The sequence below is a fragment of the Falsiroseomonas sp. HW251 genome (assembly GCF_050563545.1).
Taxonomy (GTDB): Bacteria; Pseudomonadota; Alphaproteobacteria; order Acetobacterales; family Acetobacteraceae; genus Falsiroseomonas.
The window spans coordinates 39,076-54,510 of record NZ_JBNXUM010000009.1 but is presented as its reverse complement, the minus strand read 5'-3'; the positions used below and the strand labels follow the sequence as shown (position 1 = coordinate 54,510).

Sequence of the window (15,435 nt, the reverse complement as noted above, 5' to 3'; positions counted from 1 at the left end):
CGGGGCGAGGTGATCAGCGTGGTGCAGCGGCGGCGCCGCTGGACGACGGAGCAGAAGCTGGTCCTGGTCGAGGAGGCGATGCGTCCGGGCTCGTCGGTGGCGGGCGTCGCCGACCGCCATGGCATGAGCCGAAGCCTGTTGTTCGAGTGGCGGCGGCAGGCTCGCGAGGGGACGATGCCGGGCCTCGTGCGGATGGAGCCGGAGGTCCCGCCCACTCTGGTGCCGGTTCGCGTCGTCGAGGATCCACCGCCGCGGCCGCAGGCTCCCGCATCGCCACGTCCTGAACGGCCTGCGCGGTCCGGAGCGACGATCGAGCTGGTACTGCGGAACGGCCGTGTGCTGCGTGTCTCCGAGGCGATTGCGCCGGAGGTGCTGGGTCGGCTGGCGGCGGCGCTGGACAGCTGATGCTGGCGCTGCATGCCGGGATGCGCGTTCACCTCGCGCTCGGCGCGACGGACATGCGCAAGGGCTTCGACGGGCTGGCGGCGCAGGTGCAGACGGCGCTGAAGGCCGATCCGTTCTCCGGCCACCTGTTCCTGTTCCGCGGCAAGCGGGGCGATCTGCTGAAGGCGTTGTGGTGGGACGGCCAGGGCCTGGTGCTGCTGGCCAAGCGGCTCGAGAAGGGCAGGTTCATCTGGCCGACGATCGCGCGCGAGGGCGTGGTGACGCTGACGACGGCGCAACTGGCGATGCTGCTGGAGGGCCTGGATTGTCGCACGCCGACGCCGAGTTGGAAGCCCGAGATCGCGGTGTAGCCCCTTGCGCCGACGCGGCGCCGTCTGGGACGATTCCGGCGTGACGCCGCACGCCGACAGCGCACTGCCCGAAGACCCTGCCGCGCTGATGGCGATGATCGCGGCGCTGCGCGGGGAACTGGCCGAGGAGCGCACGGCCCGTCGCAGCGCGGAGCTCGGCCTGCAGGCCAAGACGCTGGAGGCAGAGCGGCTGCAGGTGCAGATCGCGCGGCTGCGGCACGAGCGGTTCGGGCGATCGTCGGAGCGCCTGGCGGGCGAGGTCGAGCAGTTGGAATTGCGGCTCGACGAGGTGCTGGCCGACATCGCTGCATCGGACACCGCGGACGCCGAGGACGAGGCGGCCAGCGCCAAGGCGCCGGAGGAGAAGGCGCGGCGACGCGGCCGCAAGCCGCTGCCTGACAGTCTGCTGCGGCGTGATGTCGAGCACCTGCCAGCTGAGGGCTGCACCTGCCGGACCTGCGGTGGTGCGCTGCGCAAGGTGGGCGAGGACGTCACCGAGATCCTGGAGTACCGCCCCGGCCGGTTCGAGGTGGTGCGCCACGTCCGGCCTGCGTTCTCCTGCCGGACCTGCGAGGCGATGACGCAGGCGCCGATGCCGTCGCTGCCGATCGAGCGCGGCAGGCCAGGCCCGGGATTGCTGGCCCATGTGCTGGTCTCGAAGTACTGCGACCACATCCCGCTCTATCGCCAGTCGGAGATCTACGCCCGCGACGGACTGGACCTGCCGCGCGGGCTATTGGCGGGCTGGGTCGGCAAGTCGGCGGAACTGGCCGAGCGGATGGCCACGTACATCGGCCGCCACGCTCTGGCCGGGCCGCGCGTGCATGCCGACGACACGCCGATGCCGATGCTCTCGCCTGGCCGCGGCAGGACGCAGGCCGCGCGGTTCTGGGCCTATCTGCGCGACGACCGACCATTCGGCGCTACGAGTTCACGCCGGACCGGAAGGGTGAGCATCCGCAGCGGCGCCTGCGGGACTTCGAGGGCATCCTGCAGGCCGACGCCTATGCTGGGTTCAACGCCCTCTACGAGAGCGGCCGCGTGGTCGAGGCGGCGTGCTGGACGCATGCGCGGCGCTACTTCCACGACGAGTTGCTAGCCAATGGCAGCCCGCTGGCGCGCGAGGCGATCGAGCGCATGCAGCCGCTGTTCGCCATCGAGGCGGAAATCCACGGCCAGTCACCGGAGGCGCGCCTCGCCGTTCGCAAGGCTCGCTCGGCGCCGGTGATGGCCGACCTGCACGCCTGGCTGGAGGCAACGCTGCGGCGGGTCTCCGGCAAGTCGGACCTGGCCAAGGCCATCCGCTACACCCTAGTGCAGTGGGCCGCGCTGACAACGGTGCTGCGCGACGGCCGCGCCTGCTTGCACAACAACGCCGCCGAGCGGCGGATGCGGCCGCTCGCGCTGGGGCGGAAGAACTACCTGTTCGCCGGATCTATCGAGGGCGGCAAGCGGGCCGCGATCATCTACACCCTGGTCGGCACTGCGGAGCTCAACGGCTGGGATCCGCAGGCCTACCTGCGCCTGCTCCTGGATCGCATCGCCGACCACCCGATCAACCGCATCGGCGAACTCGCGCCCTGGAACCTCCGGCCCGACGCCGTCTGAGCTGCGTCAACCCGCCGACGCCGTAGCCGTCAGCGCACGCTTACGAAGCGCGTGAAGGAGAAGCCTTCGAAGTCTTCACGGAGCGTTGCATGCTCGTCGCACAGTATCCCGATCGCCACTGCTTCGCCGACGGCCATGCCGGCCGAAGCGTCGCTCCGCCAGTGGATGCCCGACCAATTCCGGCCCATGGCGAAGTTCGTGGCCAGCGGCGGACCGGCATAGGGGACGAGCCGCGTCGGATCGCGTGGATCGGGCTGGACCGGATCGACGATCACCACGCTCTCGTCGAAGAAGGCCTTCAGCATCGTCGCGGTGGAGCCGGCGACGCTGGCCCCGCCACCCGGGTAGGCCGAGAAGGGGGGGGCGAGCCGTCGGGGAAGCTGTGCGACAGCAGGTGAGTACCCTGCTTGGTTCGCGTTCGATCCAGCGCCTCCGACTTCAGGAACGCCTCATGCACCGGGTAGTCGGTGACGCCATTGACCAGCCGCTGATGCGCCAAGCCGCCATATGCCTCCGGCCGCAGCGTGCGATGCACGAACCACTTCTGCCAATAGGCCGCACGAGCGGCGCGATTTACGCCCTCGCCGACCATGGCCTGGATATGTGGCAGCCGAAACTCGCGGAGCCTCCGCCTTGGCTGCGCAAGCGGCGGTAGGGATTCGAGGGGTTCAGCGCCGGTGACGCCGCAGGGAACATGCCGCCGTAGCGCGGGTCCGGCCCGCCTGCCGGGGTCGCCAGCAGCAGTGGCAGCGCGCCGGCGAGCGTAACGGCCTGGCGGACCAATTCACCAAGGTCCCGCCCGGTGGCGATGTAGCGAGGCGTCGGATCAAAGCGCGGCTGCCCACGCGGCGGCTCGCCGTTTTGCGCGAGCAGCCAATCCTCATAGCCCATCAAGAACTCGCTCTCGCCGATGTGGACACCAGCGGCGAGGCTGGACGGTCGCCAGTTGTCAAGGAGGATGGGTGATTAACCCGGAATGCGCGGCGGCGATCCGAAAGCACGTGCGAAGTGGCTGGCCACTGCCTGCCAGCACCCCATCCTGCGACGCCGCCAATGTGGCACTTACCGCCGTCAGGCTTCGCTGCGTTTGAGCAGCTCCAGCAGTTCTTCTGGGACAGGTTCGGCTGCGACGTCGTCATACGCCTGTCGCAGGCTGGACCGTAGCCAGAGGTCGAGGGCGTCGCCTTTCAAAGCCTTCTCGCTGCTACTTCATTCGGCACAGCTTCTCCGCGCTGCTTTGCAGCTGAGGCGAATTGGCAGACCATAAGCCTTCACCTTTCTCGGCCATCGGGCCCGGTGCCGGACGTAAGTTGACGCGCGGCGCGCCAGCTCGCTGCGATGCTGGAGGCCCGGAAACGGCCGCGCGTCACGCTCCCGCTCTGTTCGTCTACCAATGTGCGGAGCGAAGACATTCTCCTGAAGATTGTGCTGGTTGAGGGTTGTGTCCGCGTCGGGAAACAATTTGTCCGAACAGGAAAAGCCTTCTCCGTACGAGCGCTCTATGTCGCAGTGCCGGAAGCCACCCTGCCGAATGAGACATGAACCACTCTCAGAAGACCATTAGCGAAGCGAGATGACGATCAATACCAGTGTTGCGGGTGGCGCGGAGCACGACGTTCGGCAGCGCTTTAAATGGCTACTTCCCTTAGCACTCTCGCTGCCGCTGCTTGTCCTAACCGCCTTTGCCTGGCTCGCCTGGCGAGATGTGTGGCGATCGGCGAGCTTCGAACTAACGCGCGGTGCCGAGGCAGCTGCAGAGTACGCGCTGCGCGTGCTCGACAATGACCGGCTTGCCGCCGATCTCGCCAACCGTGTCCTACGCGGCCTGTCGGACCAGGAGATTCGTGCGCGTGAGGGCGAGTTGCATCGTGAGTTGCAACAGCTCTTGCCGTCGTTGCCCGGCGTGCTGACCGTCGCTGTGCTCAACCGCAATGCGGAGCTTCTGCTCACCGCCAATACCTTTCCGGTGCCGCGCGGCGTGCGCGTGCCAGACCGAGAGTGGATGGTCGCCCTTCGAGCGCCAGATGCGCCGGACCTGCACGTGAGCGCGGTCACTACCGGCCGCGTTGATGATAACGTCTTTTTTGCGGTCAGCCGGCGCCGTACCGAGAGCGGCAACGGGCGGTCGCCGGGTGCCTTCGACGGGGTGATTCAGGCGTCGGTGGATCCGGTTCGCCTGTCGGCAGACCTTGCTGCGATAGGTGGCGAGCACGATGTCGCGGCGCTCCTACGCGTCGATGGCGCCCTGCTTGCCCGCAGCACCGGCTTTCCGTTCCCGCCCCCACAGATCCCGCCGCGGAGCCCGTTTCGAGACGCCGCTTCCGCGGGACAGGTCAGTGGCACGTATATGGGCCAAACGCTCGGCCTGTCGCCGGCCGAGGGCGTCGCCGAAGCCCACCTTATCGCGTTCCGCCGCGTCCGGGACTTGCCCCTCTATGTAACCACAGCGCGTCCAACGACCGCTATCGTCGCGCGGTGGCGCCGAACGGTCGCGCTGCAGCTTGCCCTCGGGTTGCCCGCGTGGATGGCGCTGGTCGGTTGCGCGCTGCTGTTGCGCCGCACCCAAATCAAGCTCGTTGTGGCGAATACGAGCCTAGAGCAGCGCATCGCGGAGCGCACCGCGGCTGTGCGAGAGGGTGAGGCAAGATTGCGTATTGCCCAGCAAGCAGCACAGATCGGCACGTGGGTCCTCGAGCCGCTCACCGGCGAGGTTGTTTGGTCGGATGAGCAGTATGCTCTTTTCGGCATGGATTGCCGACGCGACGGGCCGGTGAATTATACCCGCTTCCTCGATGACGTTGTTTATCCGCAGGACCGCTTACTCGTCGACGCAGCAACCGTGTCTTGCTTCGCGTCCGGCGAGTTCGAGGCCGATTTCCGCGCGTGGCGGCTTAGGTTGGACGGAACGCGCGAGGTGCGCTGGATCACCGGGCGCGGGCGTCGCGTGGCGGCTCCGGACGGCGGACCTGGGCAAATCTTCGGCGTCAACGTGGATATCACCGAGCGTAAGGTTGTCGAAGCTCAGCTTGCGGCCAGCGAGGCCGAGTTCCGCGCCATCTTCGAGAACTCGATTGTCGGCAAATCCCAGACCGATCCAGAGACGTTGCGCTATGTCCGCGTTAACAAAAGCCTCTGCGAGATCACGGGCTATAGCGAGCAGGAATTGCTCAGTATGACGTTCCTCGACGTCACCCATCCGGAGGACCGGGCCGGCAACGAGGCCGGCTTCAGGGCAGCAGTTGCTGCCGGCGAGCCTTATCGGGTGGAAAAGCGAGTGCGTCGCAAGGACGGCGCAATCCGCTGGGTGCTTATTTCAGCGTCGCTGCTGCCCGCCACGGCGGTGCGCCAGGCACGAGCAATCTCCGTCATGCAGGACATCACCGAGCGCCGCCGCGCGGAGGAACGACAGGCACTGCTGGCCGGCGAGTTGGACCACCGCGCGAAGAACGCGCTGGCAGTGGTGCAGGCCGCGCTGCGCCTCACCCCAAAATGCGATGCCCATGCCTACGCGCGTGCCATAGAGGGCCGCGTTGCCGCGCTGGCACGGGCGCACACGATCCTTGCAGTTGGTAAGTGGGAAAGGGCGGCACTCCGCGAGTTGATCGAGGCCGAATTGGCGACATTTCAGCCTGACGCAAGCGGCGAGGCGGATGCAGTCACGTCGTATCAGCGAGTGATGCTAAACGGCCCCGATTTGCCGTTGGCGTCTCAAGCGGTGCAGGCGATTTCGATGGCGCTGCACGAACTTGCAACCAACGCAGCTAAATATGGTGCGCTCTCCGTGCCGGAGGGGCGCGTGGTCGTGTGTTGGAAGCTGGACGGTCAGTTCGGCCAGCTCGTTCTGACTTGGCGTGAGTGCGGCGGGCCACGTTTGACGGGCACCCCGTCACGGCGCGGCTTCGGCTCGCGGGTTATCGAGGCGACGGTGCAGAACCAACTCGGCGGCCGCGTGGAGTGCGATTGGGATGACGCGGGGCTAGTCTGCACCATTGCGGTGCCTATCGCGCGTGTCCTGGCGGATCTATGCCGGGAGAGTGCGGTCTAACTGGGCACTGCCGCGGTTCGCAAGCCGCAACTAAGACGGTTCATGTTCGCAAGTCTACGCCCTAGACCTCCGACGCAATTTGTTTGTGCGCCTGGCCTTCCGCTGCCTTGCGATTCCACTCTGTCGCGCTGCAGCCAAAGCGGGAGCGGAACCAGCGTGAAAGCGCGCTCGACGCTTCGAAGCCAAGCGCTGCCGCTAGTTCCTTTAGCGGGCGCCGACCGCTAGAAAGGTGCTGCCGCGCCAAGTCTTGGCGAACCTCGTCGATTAGTCTCGCATAGCTCGTTTTCTCGCGGGCGAGATGCCGGTGCAGCGTTCGCTCGCCCAGGCCGAGCCGCTCCGCTACTGCCGCGGCGGAGCACAGGCCGGTAGGCAGCAGCCACGCGATAGTCTGACGTGCACGCGCTGTAGTGCCCGGTATGTTCCGGGCCAGGAGCTCGTCGAGACGCGCGCTGGCTTCGCGGACCAGCAGCGAATCCGACACTGCCCGACGGCGCTCTATTGACTCCCTGGAGCATACGAAGCCAGTCACGACCGCATCGAATTGCAGCGGAACTCCAAAGATTCGCCGCTGCGACGACAGGTCATGCGGCGCCGGATGCGGGAAACAGACCAGCTCGGGCTGCCACAGTTCGCCGAACAGCTCATGGAAGCCGCGGTGCGCGACGGCAAGGACCATCTCCGTAAGCTGCCGAACCCGGTCGACATGCGGGACGAAAATACCAGGACTGATGATGCAGCTAGCTTCCAGTGGTACGAGACGAAGCGAGAGCGCCTCGCTATGCAACCTTACGTATCGTGCGATTGCCTGGGTGCCCTCGCGCAAGTTCGGCGCCTCGGTAGCGATTACACCTAGAAGCCCGAGATTGGATATCCGCCGCGTCTCTCCGAGACGCACACCGAAATCTTCGATCCCGGCCGTGCTCGCCGACAATTCCAAAAGGTTTGCGACCTGTGCGACCGGGACCCGAAGATCTGGCCGCTCCAAAGCCAGACGCGGCAGCCCGACTTCCTTGGCGAGGCGCTCCGGTTCAAGTCCGAACGACCGGGCGACGCTGGAATAGCCGGTCAACGCGGCGCTACGCACGAGCGGGAGCATGGGTGTACACTGTCCTAACCGCACAAATCACGTCCGCCGCCACTAAAAGAACGAAGGGTGGCTGGAAGGCGCGACGGGCCGCGCAAAGCCGACCATGGAGCTCCGCACCACCTCCAGTCGCAATGTCGCGATTGGGCGGGCTTCATCGCCGGTGTCTGCCGCGCCGCCGTCGCGCTGCTACTCGATGACAGCGGCGCGGCGGCCGAGCGCGATCAGCGAGCCACCGTTATAGGTAATGGTGGCAAGCAGTAGCGGCACGGTGAGGCGCGCGATGCCGGCCAGCTCGGTGCTGCCCGTAACAGCTTCCAGCCTGCGCTTGATAATTGCCTCACTCCACAGGAGAAGATGCCCCGGACGGCAGCGCTGGCCCGTCCTCGCCTTGAAGCAAGCCGGGGCCGTGGCAGGCTCCGGCTCCGTGGGATCGGAAGAGGTCGACGCCATGTTTGATACGACGATCACCGGGACGACTTCGCCCAACGGCACGATCGGGGGCGCCGGCAACAACACAGTCCTCGGCGCGCCCGGCGGGAACACCGATACGGGCGCCGGCGGGACCGCGGACGCCGATACGCTGGCCGGCGCCAGTGGCAACGACTCATTTCAATCCGCGACGCGATCGCGCTGCGCGCCGCGCGGGACGACATGGAGCAGGAAGCTATCGTCGCACGCTGCCGGGGCTAATGTTTAGTCCAAGGCTTTAATGGCGGAGACCTCTCCTCGGCATCGAGGGATGCGCTCTTGGACGCCGTGCCGCCGAACAGAGCAAAGTGCTGACGAACGTTCCGGTCGCTCGCACCCTTCCAGTGCCCGTACACCCAATCGGGCGCAAGTAGCATCGCGGCTTGCGGCGCCAGCAGTGCGGCCAGGTCGCCCCATCGGCGTCATGACACGCGGTAGCGCTGGTCCGCAGATTCGAGCGCGTTCAGCCGTCGATGAAACCGGCGACGTCCCTGCTTGGGCCGCGGTTCTGGTGACGTTCTTGCGGCTTTTCACGCGCGCTTCGCTTCCCGTTCCTCTTGCGCGCGGGCTCGAGACGCCGCGAGCACGGCAGATTGCGATCCGCTATCGCGGCCAGCAGCCTTGGCCTTCCGCTGGAAGCGGAGCAGCAACATGAATTCAAGCAGGAAGCAGGCGGCCAGAAGGCTGATCAGGGTGCCGCTGACGGCGGCAGTCAGTGCCGCGAGCACTAAGTGTGAGTCCGCTCGCCGTCACTTTATCGTATCGATACACGCTTGTTGACTCTTACATAACCGCAAGTCATCGTTGCAAAGCTCAATGTCGCTTTTTTGGACATACAGCAGCAAGGAAGGACCATCGTGCGCAATCAAATGCGGGCGCTTACGCGTCGTGTGACGGACCTGAGCCTGAAGGTCGCGAGCGACAGGAGGGGTGTGACGGCGGTGGAGTACGGCGTGATTGCGGCGCTGATCATCGTCGTCTGTATCGTCGCGCTAGTGACGGTAGGGACCAACCTCAACACCACTTTCACTACCATCGGCGGAAACCTCACCCGCTGAGATCGGGCACAGCAGACCCACCGAGGGATCGGACACGAGTACGCAGGCCGTGAGGCCTGCGGTCCGGATCCCTTCCTGCCGCGTCCGGCGCAAGCTTTTGGCATTCCTTGTTGCGTAATGGGGAGGCTGCTGTGCGCTCGATCCGCTGGATTATCACCGCTGTGGCGTGCGGCACCTTCGCATGGTGCTTTATCCTGATTTCGGTAACGCGCCCCGACGTGTTGCCGACGCTTGCAAGCCTTTTGGCCGGCTGCTTCCTCCTTGAATTGCTAATGCTGCTCCGCTCTCAGCGGAAGGCTAAAGCGACCGCCGCGCACGACAGCGACGTGAGCCTGCGCGCGCACGCCACCCCGGAGGTCCGGCACCGAGCGGGTGTCGAGGAAGGGGCGGGTTAACAAGATGCCCGTGAAAAGCGTGGCGAACATCACCAGAACTTCGGCCGGCTGATCGAAAATCGAAAAGGGGGGGCATCGGGGCAGAGGATGTACCGCCCATCAGCGCGCTCCTCGTCACCAGGGCGACACGCGCGAACTCACAAACGGTACGCGCCGTACGCGATCGGCAGCGTCTCCTCGCCAAGCACCTGATCAAGTCCGCCGCTGCTGGCTTGACCGCCGGTGAGGGTCAGGGCCGCTCGCGCCGTTTCAGCGCAAGGGCGGATCAGGATGAGGGTGAGCATCCACCTCCTCTGGCGGCGCGTCCAAAAAGTTGGCCCGTGACGCCGAATACAACTTGACGAATTCCGCATCTCAACTTTTGATTGACGCGCCGTCGTTCATGCACGGGAAGGGGAGGCCCATGCGGCCCATCATTGCCTTCGCGGGAAGCGCCATCCTTTGTTGGTCGGTGGCCACCCTACTCACGGCCCCAGCAGCTGACCGGCCCTTGCTGATCGTCGCAGCAATCCTCGCTTTCGTCGTGCCTGTGGTGTTGGAGGTGCGATATAGCGCCCAGAAGCTGCGCGTAATGCGCCGGGAGCGGGAGCAGGACGCCCGCTCGCCGATGCGGGCGCGCGGCTAGGTTAGGCGGCAGGGACGACGCCCGTGGACCGGGGTGAGAACTGCCGGCAGGCCGCCTCGTCGGACGCCCATCGACGGGCGCTTGCCCCGACACTCGCCGAGGTGGAGCAGGCCGTCGGCGACGGCGATGCGGAGGCAGCTCTGCAGGCCTGCCTGGGTGCGCTTTCGCAGTCAGGGCGCGCAGCGCTGCTGGCGACCCTGCGTCGCATGGAGGCCGACCCGGGGGGGCCGGCACGCCGGCGATCGGACCTCGCCGCCTTCGCCGAGGAGGTCGAGGCCCTAGCAGTTGGCTCTGTCGACAGCTGACGCGAGGTCGCGCTTCGGCTCACGCAGGCTTTCGCGCGCTGGGCCGGGATGATGGCAGCCGCCGCCGAAGTCCCTCGCCCGCCCGGGTTACGGCCGCTCGCGCCGCTCCAGCGCGCGCTCGACGCGATCAAGCGCGCGGAGCGTCGCCGCCTGCTGCGCTAGCAGTGAGGCGAGGTCTGCCCGCATCTGCCCGATGATCTCGCGGTCGCGTTGGTCGGCGGACTCAAGCGCACTTAGGCGCCGCATGACGTCCGCTGCCGCACCCTCGCGCCCCTGCTCCAGCACTGCGGCGCGGCGGTCGAGCGCGATCAGCGCGCCGCCGGCCCAGATGACCATCGCGAGCAGCAGCGGCACGCCGACGCGCGAGAGGGCAGCCAGCGCGGTGCTGCCCGCGACAGCTTCCAGCGTGCGCTTCATCGTTGGGCTACTCCCCCTGCGGCGCGCCCGCAGCGCGGAACAGATCATCCAGGCTGGCGTCCGCGATACCGCTCTGCGCCGCGACAAAGGCCAGCAGCGGGTTCGCGCGCTCGACCTCCACCATGGCGGCCCAGGCCAGCCGCGCCGCGAAGGCCTGGTCGGGCGGCAGCTGCTGCACGAACGGCTCGAAGCCCGCCGGCACGGTGCCGGTGCGCGCGGCGGCAAGCGCGTCCTCCGCCGAGATCAGCCCGCACTTGGCCGCCTCCCGCAGGAAGGGTAGCAGTCGGACGCTGGCCGGCACCGGAGGCGGGGGTGGCTCCGCCGTCCAGGCCGCGAACTCGTCGTCCGACAGCGGGACAAGTTCGCCGGTGATGGTGCTCTTGAGGGGACGGTCGCTCATCGCAGGCCCATAAGTTCGAGGGAGCCGGTGAAGGTACCGGCCGGCGCGCCAGCGCTGCCGGTGAGGATGCGCACCGCGTTGGTCACGGCGCCGGCGGTGCACCAGCCGCCGTAGAAGCCGTTGTAGAGGGTGATGGCGTCGACGCCGGTGAAGGTCGCGCGCCAGTTGGCTGCGCGGGATGCCGTGCCGGGATCGATGTCCACCTCGGCGTTGAGCGCGGCCGCGCCCCCGCCGGAGACGCAGTTGCTGAACTTGCCGAGGCCAAGGCCGGCGCCGGGGTCGCCCGTGAAGGTCGAGGCCGTGGCCTGCGCGATGCCGCCGGCGTAGGTGTAGGAGGTGCCGGTCACGAAGCTCGATCCGCCATCGGTCGAAAAGCGGATGTGCATGGAGCGCGGTGCGTCGGATGTGACGTTGATCAGCCGCAGCTTGAAAGCGCGGAAAGTGCCCGGCAGCAGGAAGTCGGCCTGGGCAACGCCGGCTACGACGCGCGGCGCCTCGACCATCACGTGGGCCACGCGGGTCATGGAGAGCGCGCCATAGACCCGCACCGCGCCGGTGAAGTTGAGCCGAGCGGTGGTGCCGGCGCTGTTCTCGATCACCGTCGTCCGCTGCAGGGTGTTCGGGCTGCCGGCGGAGACGACCCCGATGCCGTACTCGTACTGAGTGCCGTCATCGATGACGTAGTCCACCGCCGCGCCCGACCCGAACACCGCGACGAAGCCCCTGCGGCCGGTGGCGGGCCCGGCCAGGTTGATGGTGGTCGCGGCGCCGGGGTTGTTCGCGGTCTCCTGGACGAAGTTCGCGAGCATCGGTCAGAGCCTCTCGGTTATGGTGGCGGACCAGCTGCGGACGCGCTGGGCACCGTTCGGGAAGGTCAGGGGGGATGGGTTGATCACCCGGCCAAAGACCGCCTCCTGGCCCGCGGTGGTGCTGGCGAGGTAGGGCAGGAACAGCAGGTTGGCCCCGCCCTCGTTGGCGCGCTGCAGCTCCTGGGCGAGCGTCCAACCCTCGGCGGCGGTCAGCAGGGGCAGCAGCACGGTCCAGCCGCGCTGGGCGTAGCGGAAGTCCGGGTATTCCTGGCCGCCCCGGGTCACGACAGCCGGCGCGCTGGCCTGGCGCTGAAAGGCGGTGCCGGTGACGCCAAAGCGGCGGGTTGGCGTGCGGACCGGCCCGGCAAAGACCAGCGGGATGCGCAGTAGCGCTTCGGGGTTGGTGGGGTCTGCGATGTCCACCCGGCCATAGCGGCCGACCTGCGCGGCGGTGAGGAACAGGATGGATTGGCCATAGCCAGCCGCGATGCCGGCCGAGATCACGCCGCTGTCGTAGACCGAGGTGCCGAAGGCCGGATCGTTCGACACGCGCCAGCGCACCGTCGCGGCCACGGTCAGATTGGTGCGGTGCAGGGTGAAGGCGCGCCAGGATTGTGACGCGCCGGCATCGATGGTCAGGGCGGCTGAGGTCACGCCGGCGGGCGTCTGCCAGGCGCTGGCGCTGCTGCCCTGATCGGTCTGGACCTGGCCCGCGCCGAGGCCGGCGACCTCGGCTGAGGCGGTGACCGTGCCGAGCCGCGCCCAGTTCTCCGTGGGAAAGCCGAATGCTGTCACTGTGCGATGCCTCGGGGCTATCTCGGCTCGACGTCGGCGCACCGGGCGTATTCGGCAGCACCGACCGGCTGGTACGCTCGGCCACGGAACGGAATCGGAGGCGGCCATGGGAGAGCGGTTCGGTGCGGCCAGCGCGGGTGGCTACGATCGAGGGTTTGGCCACGTCTCGCGCGCATTCGTCCCTGCCCTCCTGCGCGCCGCTCGCATGACGTCAGGGCAGCGAGTGCTGGACGTCGCCAGCGGCACCGGGATTGCGGCAGAGGCGGCTGTCGAGAGGGTCGGGCCGTCGGGCCACGTCGTCGCGACCGACCTCTTTCCGGCGATGCTGGACAAGGCCCGCGAGCGGCTGGGCCACCTGCCGAATGTCTCTTTTGCCGTCGAAGATGGCCAAGCCCTGACGTTTCCGAAGGAAGGCTTCGACGCGGTGATTTGCGCGATGGGACTGATGCTGTTCCCCGACCCGGCGCGCGGCCTCGCCGAGTTCCGTCGCGTGCTGCGTCCGGGCGGCTGGGCCGCCGCGTCGGTCAACACCACGCCCGAGCGTGCCTTTGCAACGCGCGTCGATGCCGCGATTGGGCGGCACGCGCCCGAGCGGGCCGCGACCGGGGCGCGCTACTTCTCGCTCGGCGACGCGGAGCGACTCCGGTCGCTGTTCGAGGCGGCACGATTCCGCGGCGTCGAGACCTTCACGGAGGCCCGCCGATTCCCGTTTCCCTCTTTCGACGCCTATTTTGCCCCGATCGAGGAAGGCCAGGGGCCGACGGGGCAGGCGTTCGCGTCGCTCCCAGCCGAGCTCCGCCGCGTCGTGCGCGAAGAGGTCCGCAACCAGCTGAGTGGTAATGTCGAAGGCTCGACCGGCCCAGTCGACGTCGAGGTGGAATTGCTGTTCGTCTGTGGGCGGCGCTAGCGACCGCGCTTTATCGGTCGCATCAAACGAGGACCTGCAGGGTGGCCAGGGCGTCCGCGGTGCGGATCTGCTCGCCGACGATGCGCCCCAGCGCGCCGGCGACGAGCGGGCCTGGGTAGGCGATGACGATCGGCTCGCCGATGTCGTGGCGCAGCGCGTAAGGCAGCGGCAGCGTCACGTCCCAGAGCCGCCGCCCTGCTGCGATGGACCAGAGGTCGCGCAGCGCCGCGGCCAGGTTGTCGCCGTCGGCCGTGCTGGTCAGGCTGGTCTCGACGAGGGCCGGGTCACTGGGCCGGCGCCAGGCTGTCAGGATCCCGGCGCCGGCAGCACTGCGGACGCGATAGGCCTCGGCCAGATTCTGCCGGCGCGTGCCTGAGAGCGTCGGCGCGAGGTCCGAGTTCTGGGTCTGGTGGTAGCGCTGCACGCCAACCCGCACGCGGTAGGGTGGTGGCGCCAGCGGCGGCCCGGGGTCGCGCGGCGTGCAGGCCACGATCTGCGCCGTGGTGTAGGTCGCGACGGGCACGGTGCCGGCGGGCAACGCCGTCAGGGCCACCGCAGCGAGCCGCCCCGTTCGACGCGGCACCAGCCGAGCCGCTGAGCTGCGCAGCAGGCGGCCCACGAGCTCGCGTCCGGTGACGGGCTGGTCAAACAGCCAGTCGCCCGCGGTCCACGCGCAGGCCGCGGCGAGACCGGTGAAGCTGCCGGCATCGATCAGGGCCTCCGGCATCCCGAGGTCCTGGCGCAGCCATTGCAGCGCAACCGCGGCGGCCGTGCTCGGTGCCGTGCCATCGGGAAAGGCACCCCAGGCATCGACGGTGATCAGCCCCGCCGGCGGGAAGGTGCCGAGCCGCACGAACAGCCCGCGCGCGCTGCTCTCGACGTTGTAGGTCCCGGCCGGCGGCGCGCTTGCTGTGATGTCGGCGACGTTCGCGTTGAGGGTAATGCCGCCGGAGAGGCCCCGCTCGTACAGCGCGACGATGCCGCCGGTGGCGTCGCTGACCTGGTAGATCCCGCTGGTCTCGTTCACCAGCACCGCCAGGATTTCCCGCACCGGATTGCCGGCCGTCCCGCCGCGCAGCTTGGGCTTGCGCTTGCCGGCCAGCGCCGCGCTGCTTTCGAGGCCGCCCGTGCCGGCATAGGCGCTGCCATCGACGGGATGGTCGAGCCAATAGCCCGGGTCGCGAAAGGCGACCGTCATCTCCCGCTCGGTCAGCCGCCAGGCCGCGCCGAGGCCGACCACCAGCTCGGCGGTCTCGGTCCAGGCGGGATCGCGCCAGTAGCCGTGCGGCAGCAGCTGCTTGCGGCCGAGCCGGATGCGGATGGGGCGGGCGTCGATGTTTCGGGCCGCGACGAGGGCGGCAAGGCTGCCGTCGTCCGCCAACCGGATGCTGCCCCAGCCCGCGGCGGCGCCGGCGCCGTTCGGCGTCAGGTCCATCTGCCGGTCGATCTCAAGCCCGGAGGACAGGATCGGCGGATAGGCCTGGACCCCAGCGGGATCAGTGTTGCGCGTGACGTAGCCGGCGTCGCTGGCCCGGATCGTGGCGTAGTCGTCGAGCGTGACCGGGGTGGTGGTCAGCGCCAGCGCCGGCAGCACCAGCGCGGCCTCGCCGAGGATCGTGGCGGTCGAGCCCGGGCGATAGGCGTCGAGTTCGGCGATCAGCACCACCGGCCCGCTGTCCTCGGCCAGGCGGTAGGCCGGCGGCAGCCCTGGTGGCGCCTCGACGATCGTCAGGGCGGGGACGGCAAGCGCGGGCAGCATGG

General features: G+C 68.2%; 18 protein-coding genes and 2 pseudogenes. 8 read left to right on the top strand and 12 right to left on the bottom strand.

Annotation, left to right across the window (positions count from 1 at the left end):
• Positions 1 to 9 precede the first annotated feature (9 nt).
• From tnpA to tnpC, 3 genes and pseudogenes are all read left to right on the top strand, one after another.
• A complete protein-coding gene (gene tnpA / locus ACLF3M_RS12625) occupies positions 10 to 405 on the top strand; it encodes an IS66-like element accessory protein TnpA (protein ID WP_430657287.1) in 396 nt (131 codons plus the stop codon).
• Complete coding sequence (gene tnpB / locus ACLF3M_RS12620; protein WP_430657286.1) at positions 405 to 755, top strand: IS66 family insertion sequence element accessory protein TnpB; 351 nt, start codon at positions 405 to 407, stop codon at positions 753 to 755. Before tnpA ends, tnpB begins: the two co-directional genes overlap by 1 nt.
• An 88-nt stretch (positions 756 to 843) precedes the next feature.
• Positions 844 to 2,363 (top strand): annotated as a pseudogene (gene tnpC, locus ACLF3M_RS12615) (IS66 family transposase).
• Between the two features lie 29 nt (positions 2,364 to 2,392).
• On the opposite strand, the pseudogene ACLF3M_RS12610 reads toward tnpC, so the two are convergent.
• From ACLF3M_RS12610 to ACLF3M_RS12600, 3 genes and pseudogenes are all read right to left on the bottom strand, one after another.
• Positions 2,393 to 2,722 (bottom strand): annotated as a pseudogene (locus tag ACLF3M_RS12610) (hypothetical protein); the annotation flags it as partial.
• A gap of 214 nt (positions 2,723 to 2,936) precedes the next feature.
• Positions 2,937 to 3,254, bottom strand: a complete 318-nt coding sequence (locus ACLF3M_RS12605; RefSeq protein WP_430657285.1) for a hypothetical protein — start codon at positions 3,252 to 3,254, stop codon at positions 2,937 to 2,939.
• A 180-nt stretch (positions 3,255 to 3,434) separates the two neighbouring features.
• Positions 3,435 to 3,554 carry a NepR family anti-sigma factor gene (locus tag ACLF3M_RS12600; protein ID WP_430657284.1) on the bottom strand — a complete coding sequence of 40 codons (120 nt, stop codon included), beginning with the start codon at positions 3,552 to 3,554 and terminating at the stop codon, positions 3,435 to 3,437.
• 382 nt (positions 3,555 to 3,936) lie between these two features.
• Here ACLF3M_RS12600 and ACLF3M_RS12595 point away from each other — a divergent pair, with 382 nt between their 5' ends.
• A complete protein-coding gene (locus tag ACLF3M_RS12595) occupies positions 3,937 to 6,408 on the top strand; it encodes a PAS domain S-box protein (protein ID WP_430657283.1) in 2,472 nt (823 codons plus the stop codon).
• A gap of 61 nt (positions 6,409 to 6,469) precedes the next feature.
• Here ACLF3M_RS12595 and ACLF3M_RS12590 read toward each other — a convergent pair whose 3' ends face one another.
• From ACLF3M_RS12590 to ACLF3M_RS12580, 3 genes are all read right to left on the bottom strand, one after another.
• Positions 6,470 to 7,504: an AraC family transcriptional regulator gene (locus ACLF3M_RS12590; RefSeq protein ID WP_430657282.1), complete on the bottom strand. Its 1,035-nt coding sequence runs from the start codon at positions 7,502 to 7,504 to the stop codon at positions 6,470 to 6,472.
• Between the two features lie 177 nt (positions 7,505 to 7,681).
• On the bottom strand, positions 7,682 to 7,981 hold the full coding sequence (locus ACLF3M_RS12585) for a hypothetical protein (RefSeq protein ID WP_430657281.1): 300 nt from the start codon (positions 7,979 to 7,981) through the stop codon (positions 7,682 to 7,684).
• A gap of 512 nt (positions 7,982 to 8,493) precedes the next feature.
• Entirely contained in the window at positions 8,494 to 8,691 is a 198-nt protein-coding gene (locus ACLF3M_RS12580; protein WP_430657280.1) for a hypothetical protein, read from the bottom strand.
• Positions 8,692 to 8,820: 129 nt separating this feature from the next.
• Here ACLF3M_RS12580 and ACLF3M_RS12575 point away from each other — a divergent pair, with 129 nt between their 5' ends.
• Both ACLF3M_RS12575 and ACLF3M_RS12570 read left to right on the top strand, forming a co-directional pair.
• On the top strand, positions 8,821 to 9,021 hold the full coding sequence (locus ACLF3M_RS12575) for a Flp family type IVb pilin (RefSeq protein WP_430657279.1): 201 nt from the start codon (positions 8,821 to 8,823) through the stop codon (positions 9,019 to 9,021).
• Between the two features lie 131 nt (positions 9,022 to 9,152).
• Complete coding sequence (locus ACLF3M_RS12570; protein ID WP_430657278.1) at positions 9,153 to 9,416, top strand: hypothetical protein; 264 nt, start codon at positions 9,153 to 9,155, stop codon at positions 9,414 to 9,416.
• A gap of 137 nt (positions 9,417 to 9,553) precedes the next feature.
• Here ACLF3M_RS12570 and ACLF3M_RS12565 read toward each other — a convergent pair whose 3' ends face one another.
• A complete protein-coding gene (locus tag ACLF3M_RS12565; RefSeq protein WP_430657277.1) occupies positions 9,554 to 9,700 on the bottom strand; it encodes a hypothetical protein in 147 nt (48 codons plus the stop codon).
• Between the two features lie 364 nt (positions 9,701 to 10,064).
• On the opposite strand from ACLF3M_RS12565, the gene ACLF3M_RS12560 reads away from it, so the two are divergent.
• Positions 10,065 to 10,346: a hypothetical protein gene (locus tag ACLF3M_RS12560; RefSeq protein WP_430657276.1), complete on the top strand. Its 282-nt coding sequence runs from the start codon at positions 10,065 to 10,067 to the stop codon at positions 10,344 to 10,346.
• 87 nt (positions 10,347 to 10,433) lie between these two features.
• On the opposite strand, the gene ACLF3M_RS12555 is transcribed toward ACLF3M_RS12560, so the two are convergent.
• From ACLF3M_RS12555 to ACLF3M_RS12540, 4 genes are read right to left on the bottom strand one after another with little or no spacing between them, the layout of a single operon-like run.
• Complete coding sequence (locus ACLF3M_RS12555) at positions 10,434 to 10,763, bottom strand: hypothetical protein (RefSeq protein ID WP_430657275.1); 330 nt, start codon at positions 10,761 to 10,763, stop codon at positions 10,434 to 10,436.
• 7 nt (positions 10,764 to 10,770) lie between these two features.
• A complete protein-coding gene (locus ACLF3M_RS12550; RefSeq protein WP_430657274.1) occupies positions 10,771 to 11,163 on the bottom strand; it encodes a hypothetical protein in 393 nt (130 codons plus the stop codon).
• Positions 11,160 to 11,972 carry a hypothetical protein gene (locus tag ACLF3M_RS12545; protein ID WP_430657273.1) on the bottom strand — a complete coding sequence of 271 codons (813 nt, stop codon included), beginning with the start codon at positions 11,970 to 11,972 and terminating at the stop codon, positions 11,160 to 11,162. Before ACLF3M_RS12545 ends, ACLF3M_RS12550 begins: the two co-directional genes overlap by 4 nt.
• A gap of 3 nt (positions 11,973 to 11,975) precedes the next feature.
• Positions 11,976 to 12,767, bottom strand: coding sequence for a hypothetical protein (locus ACLF3M_RS12540; protein ID WP_430657272.1), 792 nt, complete (start codon positions 12,765 to 12,767; stop codon positions 11,976 to 11,978).
• Between the two features lie 106 nt (positions 12,768 to 12,873).
• On the opposite strand from ACLF3M_RS12540, the gene ACLF3M_RS12535 reads away from it, so the two are divergent.
• Positions 12,874 to 13,674: a class I SAM-dependent methyltransferase gene (locus ACLF3M_RS12535; RefSeq protein ID WP_430657271.1), complete on the top strand. Its 801-nt coding sequence runs from the start codon at positions 12,874 to 12,876 to the stop codon at positions 13,672 to 13,674.
• A 22-nt stretch (positions 13,675 to 13,696) separates the two neighbouring features.
• On the opposite strand, the gene ACLF3M_RS12530 is transcribed toward ACLF3M_RS12535, so the two are convergent.
• Positions 13,697 to 15,433 (bottom strand): hypothetical protein, encoded by a 1,737-nt coding sequence (locus ACLF3M_RS12530; protein WP_430657270.1) that lies wholly within the window; start codon positions 15,431 to 15,433, stop codon positions 13,697 to 13,699.
• Positions 15,434 to 15,435: the final 2 nt, after the last annotated feature.

What these genes read in the sequence shown, in the direction of transcription:
- tnpB (WP_430657286.1), top strand. Translation starts at nt 405, where the DNA reads ATGCTGGCGCTGCATGCCGGGATGCGCGTTCACCTCGCGCTCGGCGCG.
- ACLF3M_RS12605 (WP_430657285.1), bottom strand. Translation starts at nt 3,254, where the DNA reads ATGGGCTATGAGGATTGGCTGCTCGCGCAAAACGGCGAGCCGCCGCGT.
- ACLF3M_RS12595 (WP_430657283.1), top strand. Translation starts at nt 3,937, where the DNA reads ATGACGATCAATACCAGTGTTGCGGGTGGCGCGGAGCACGACGTTCGG.
- ACLF3M_RS12590 (WP_430657282.1), bottom strand. Translation starts at nt 7,504, where the DNA reads ATGCTCCCGCTCGTGCGTAGCGCCGCGTTGACCGGCTATTCCAGCGTC.
- ACLF3M_RS12565 (WP_430657277.1), bottom strand. Translation starts at nt 9,700, where the DNA reads ATGCTCACCCTCATCCTGATCCGCCCTTGCGCTGAAACGGCGCGAGCG.
- ACLF3M_RS12555 (WP_430657275.1), bottom strand. Translation starts at nt 10,763, where the DNA reads ATGAAGCGCACGCTGGAAGCTGTCGCGGGCAGCACCGCGCTGGCTGCC.
- ACLF3M_RS12550 (WP_430657274.1), bottom strand. Translation starts at nt 11,163, where the DNA reads ATGAGCGACCGTCCCCTCAAGAGCACCATCACCGGCGAACTTGTCCCG.
- ACLF3M_RS12545 (WP_430657273.1), bottom strand. Translation starts at nt 11,972, where the DNA reads ATGCTCGCGAACTTCGTCCAGGAGACCGCGAACAACCCCGGCGCCGCG.
- ACLF3M_RS12535 (WP_430657271.1), top strand. Translation starts at nt 12,874, where the DNA reads ATGGGAGAGCGGTTCGGTGCGGCCAGCGCGGGTGGCTACGATCGAGGG.
- ACLF3M_RS12530 (WP_430657270.1), bottom strand. Translation starts at nt 15,433, where the DNA reads ATGCTGCCCGCGCTTGCCGTCCCCGCCCTGACGATCGTCGAGGCGCCA.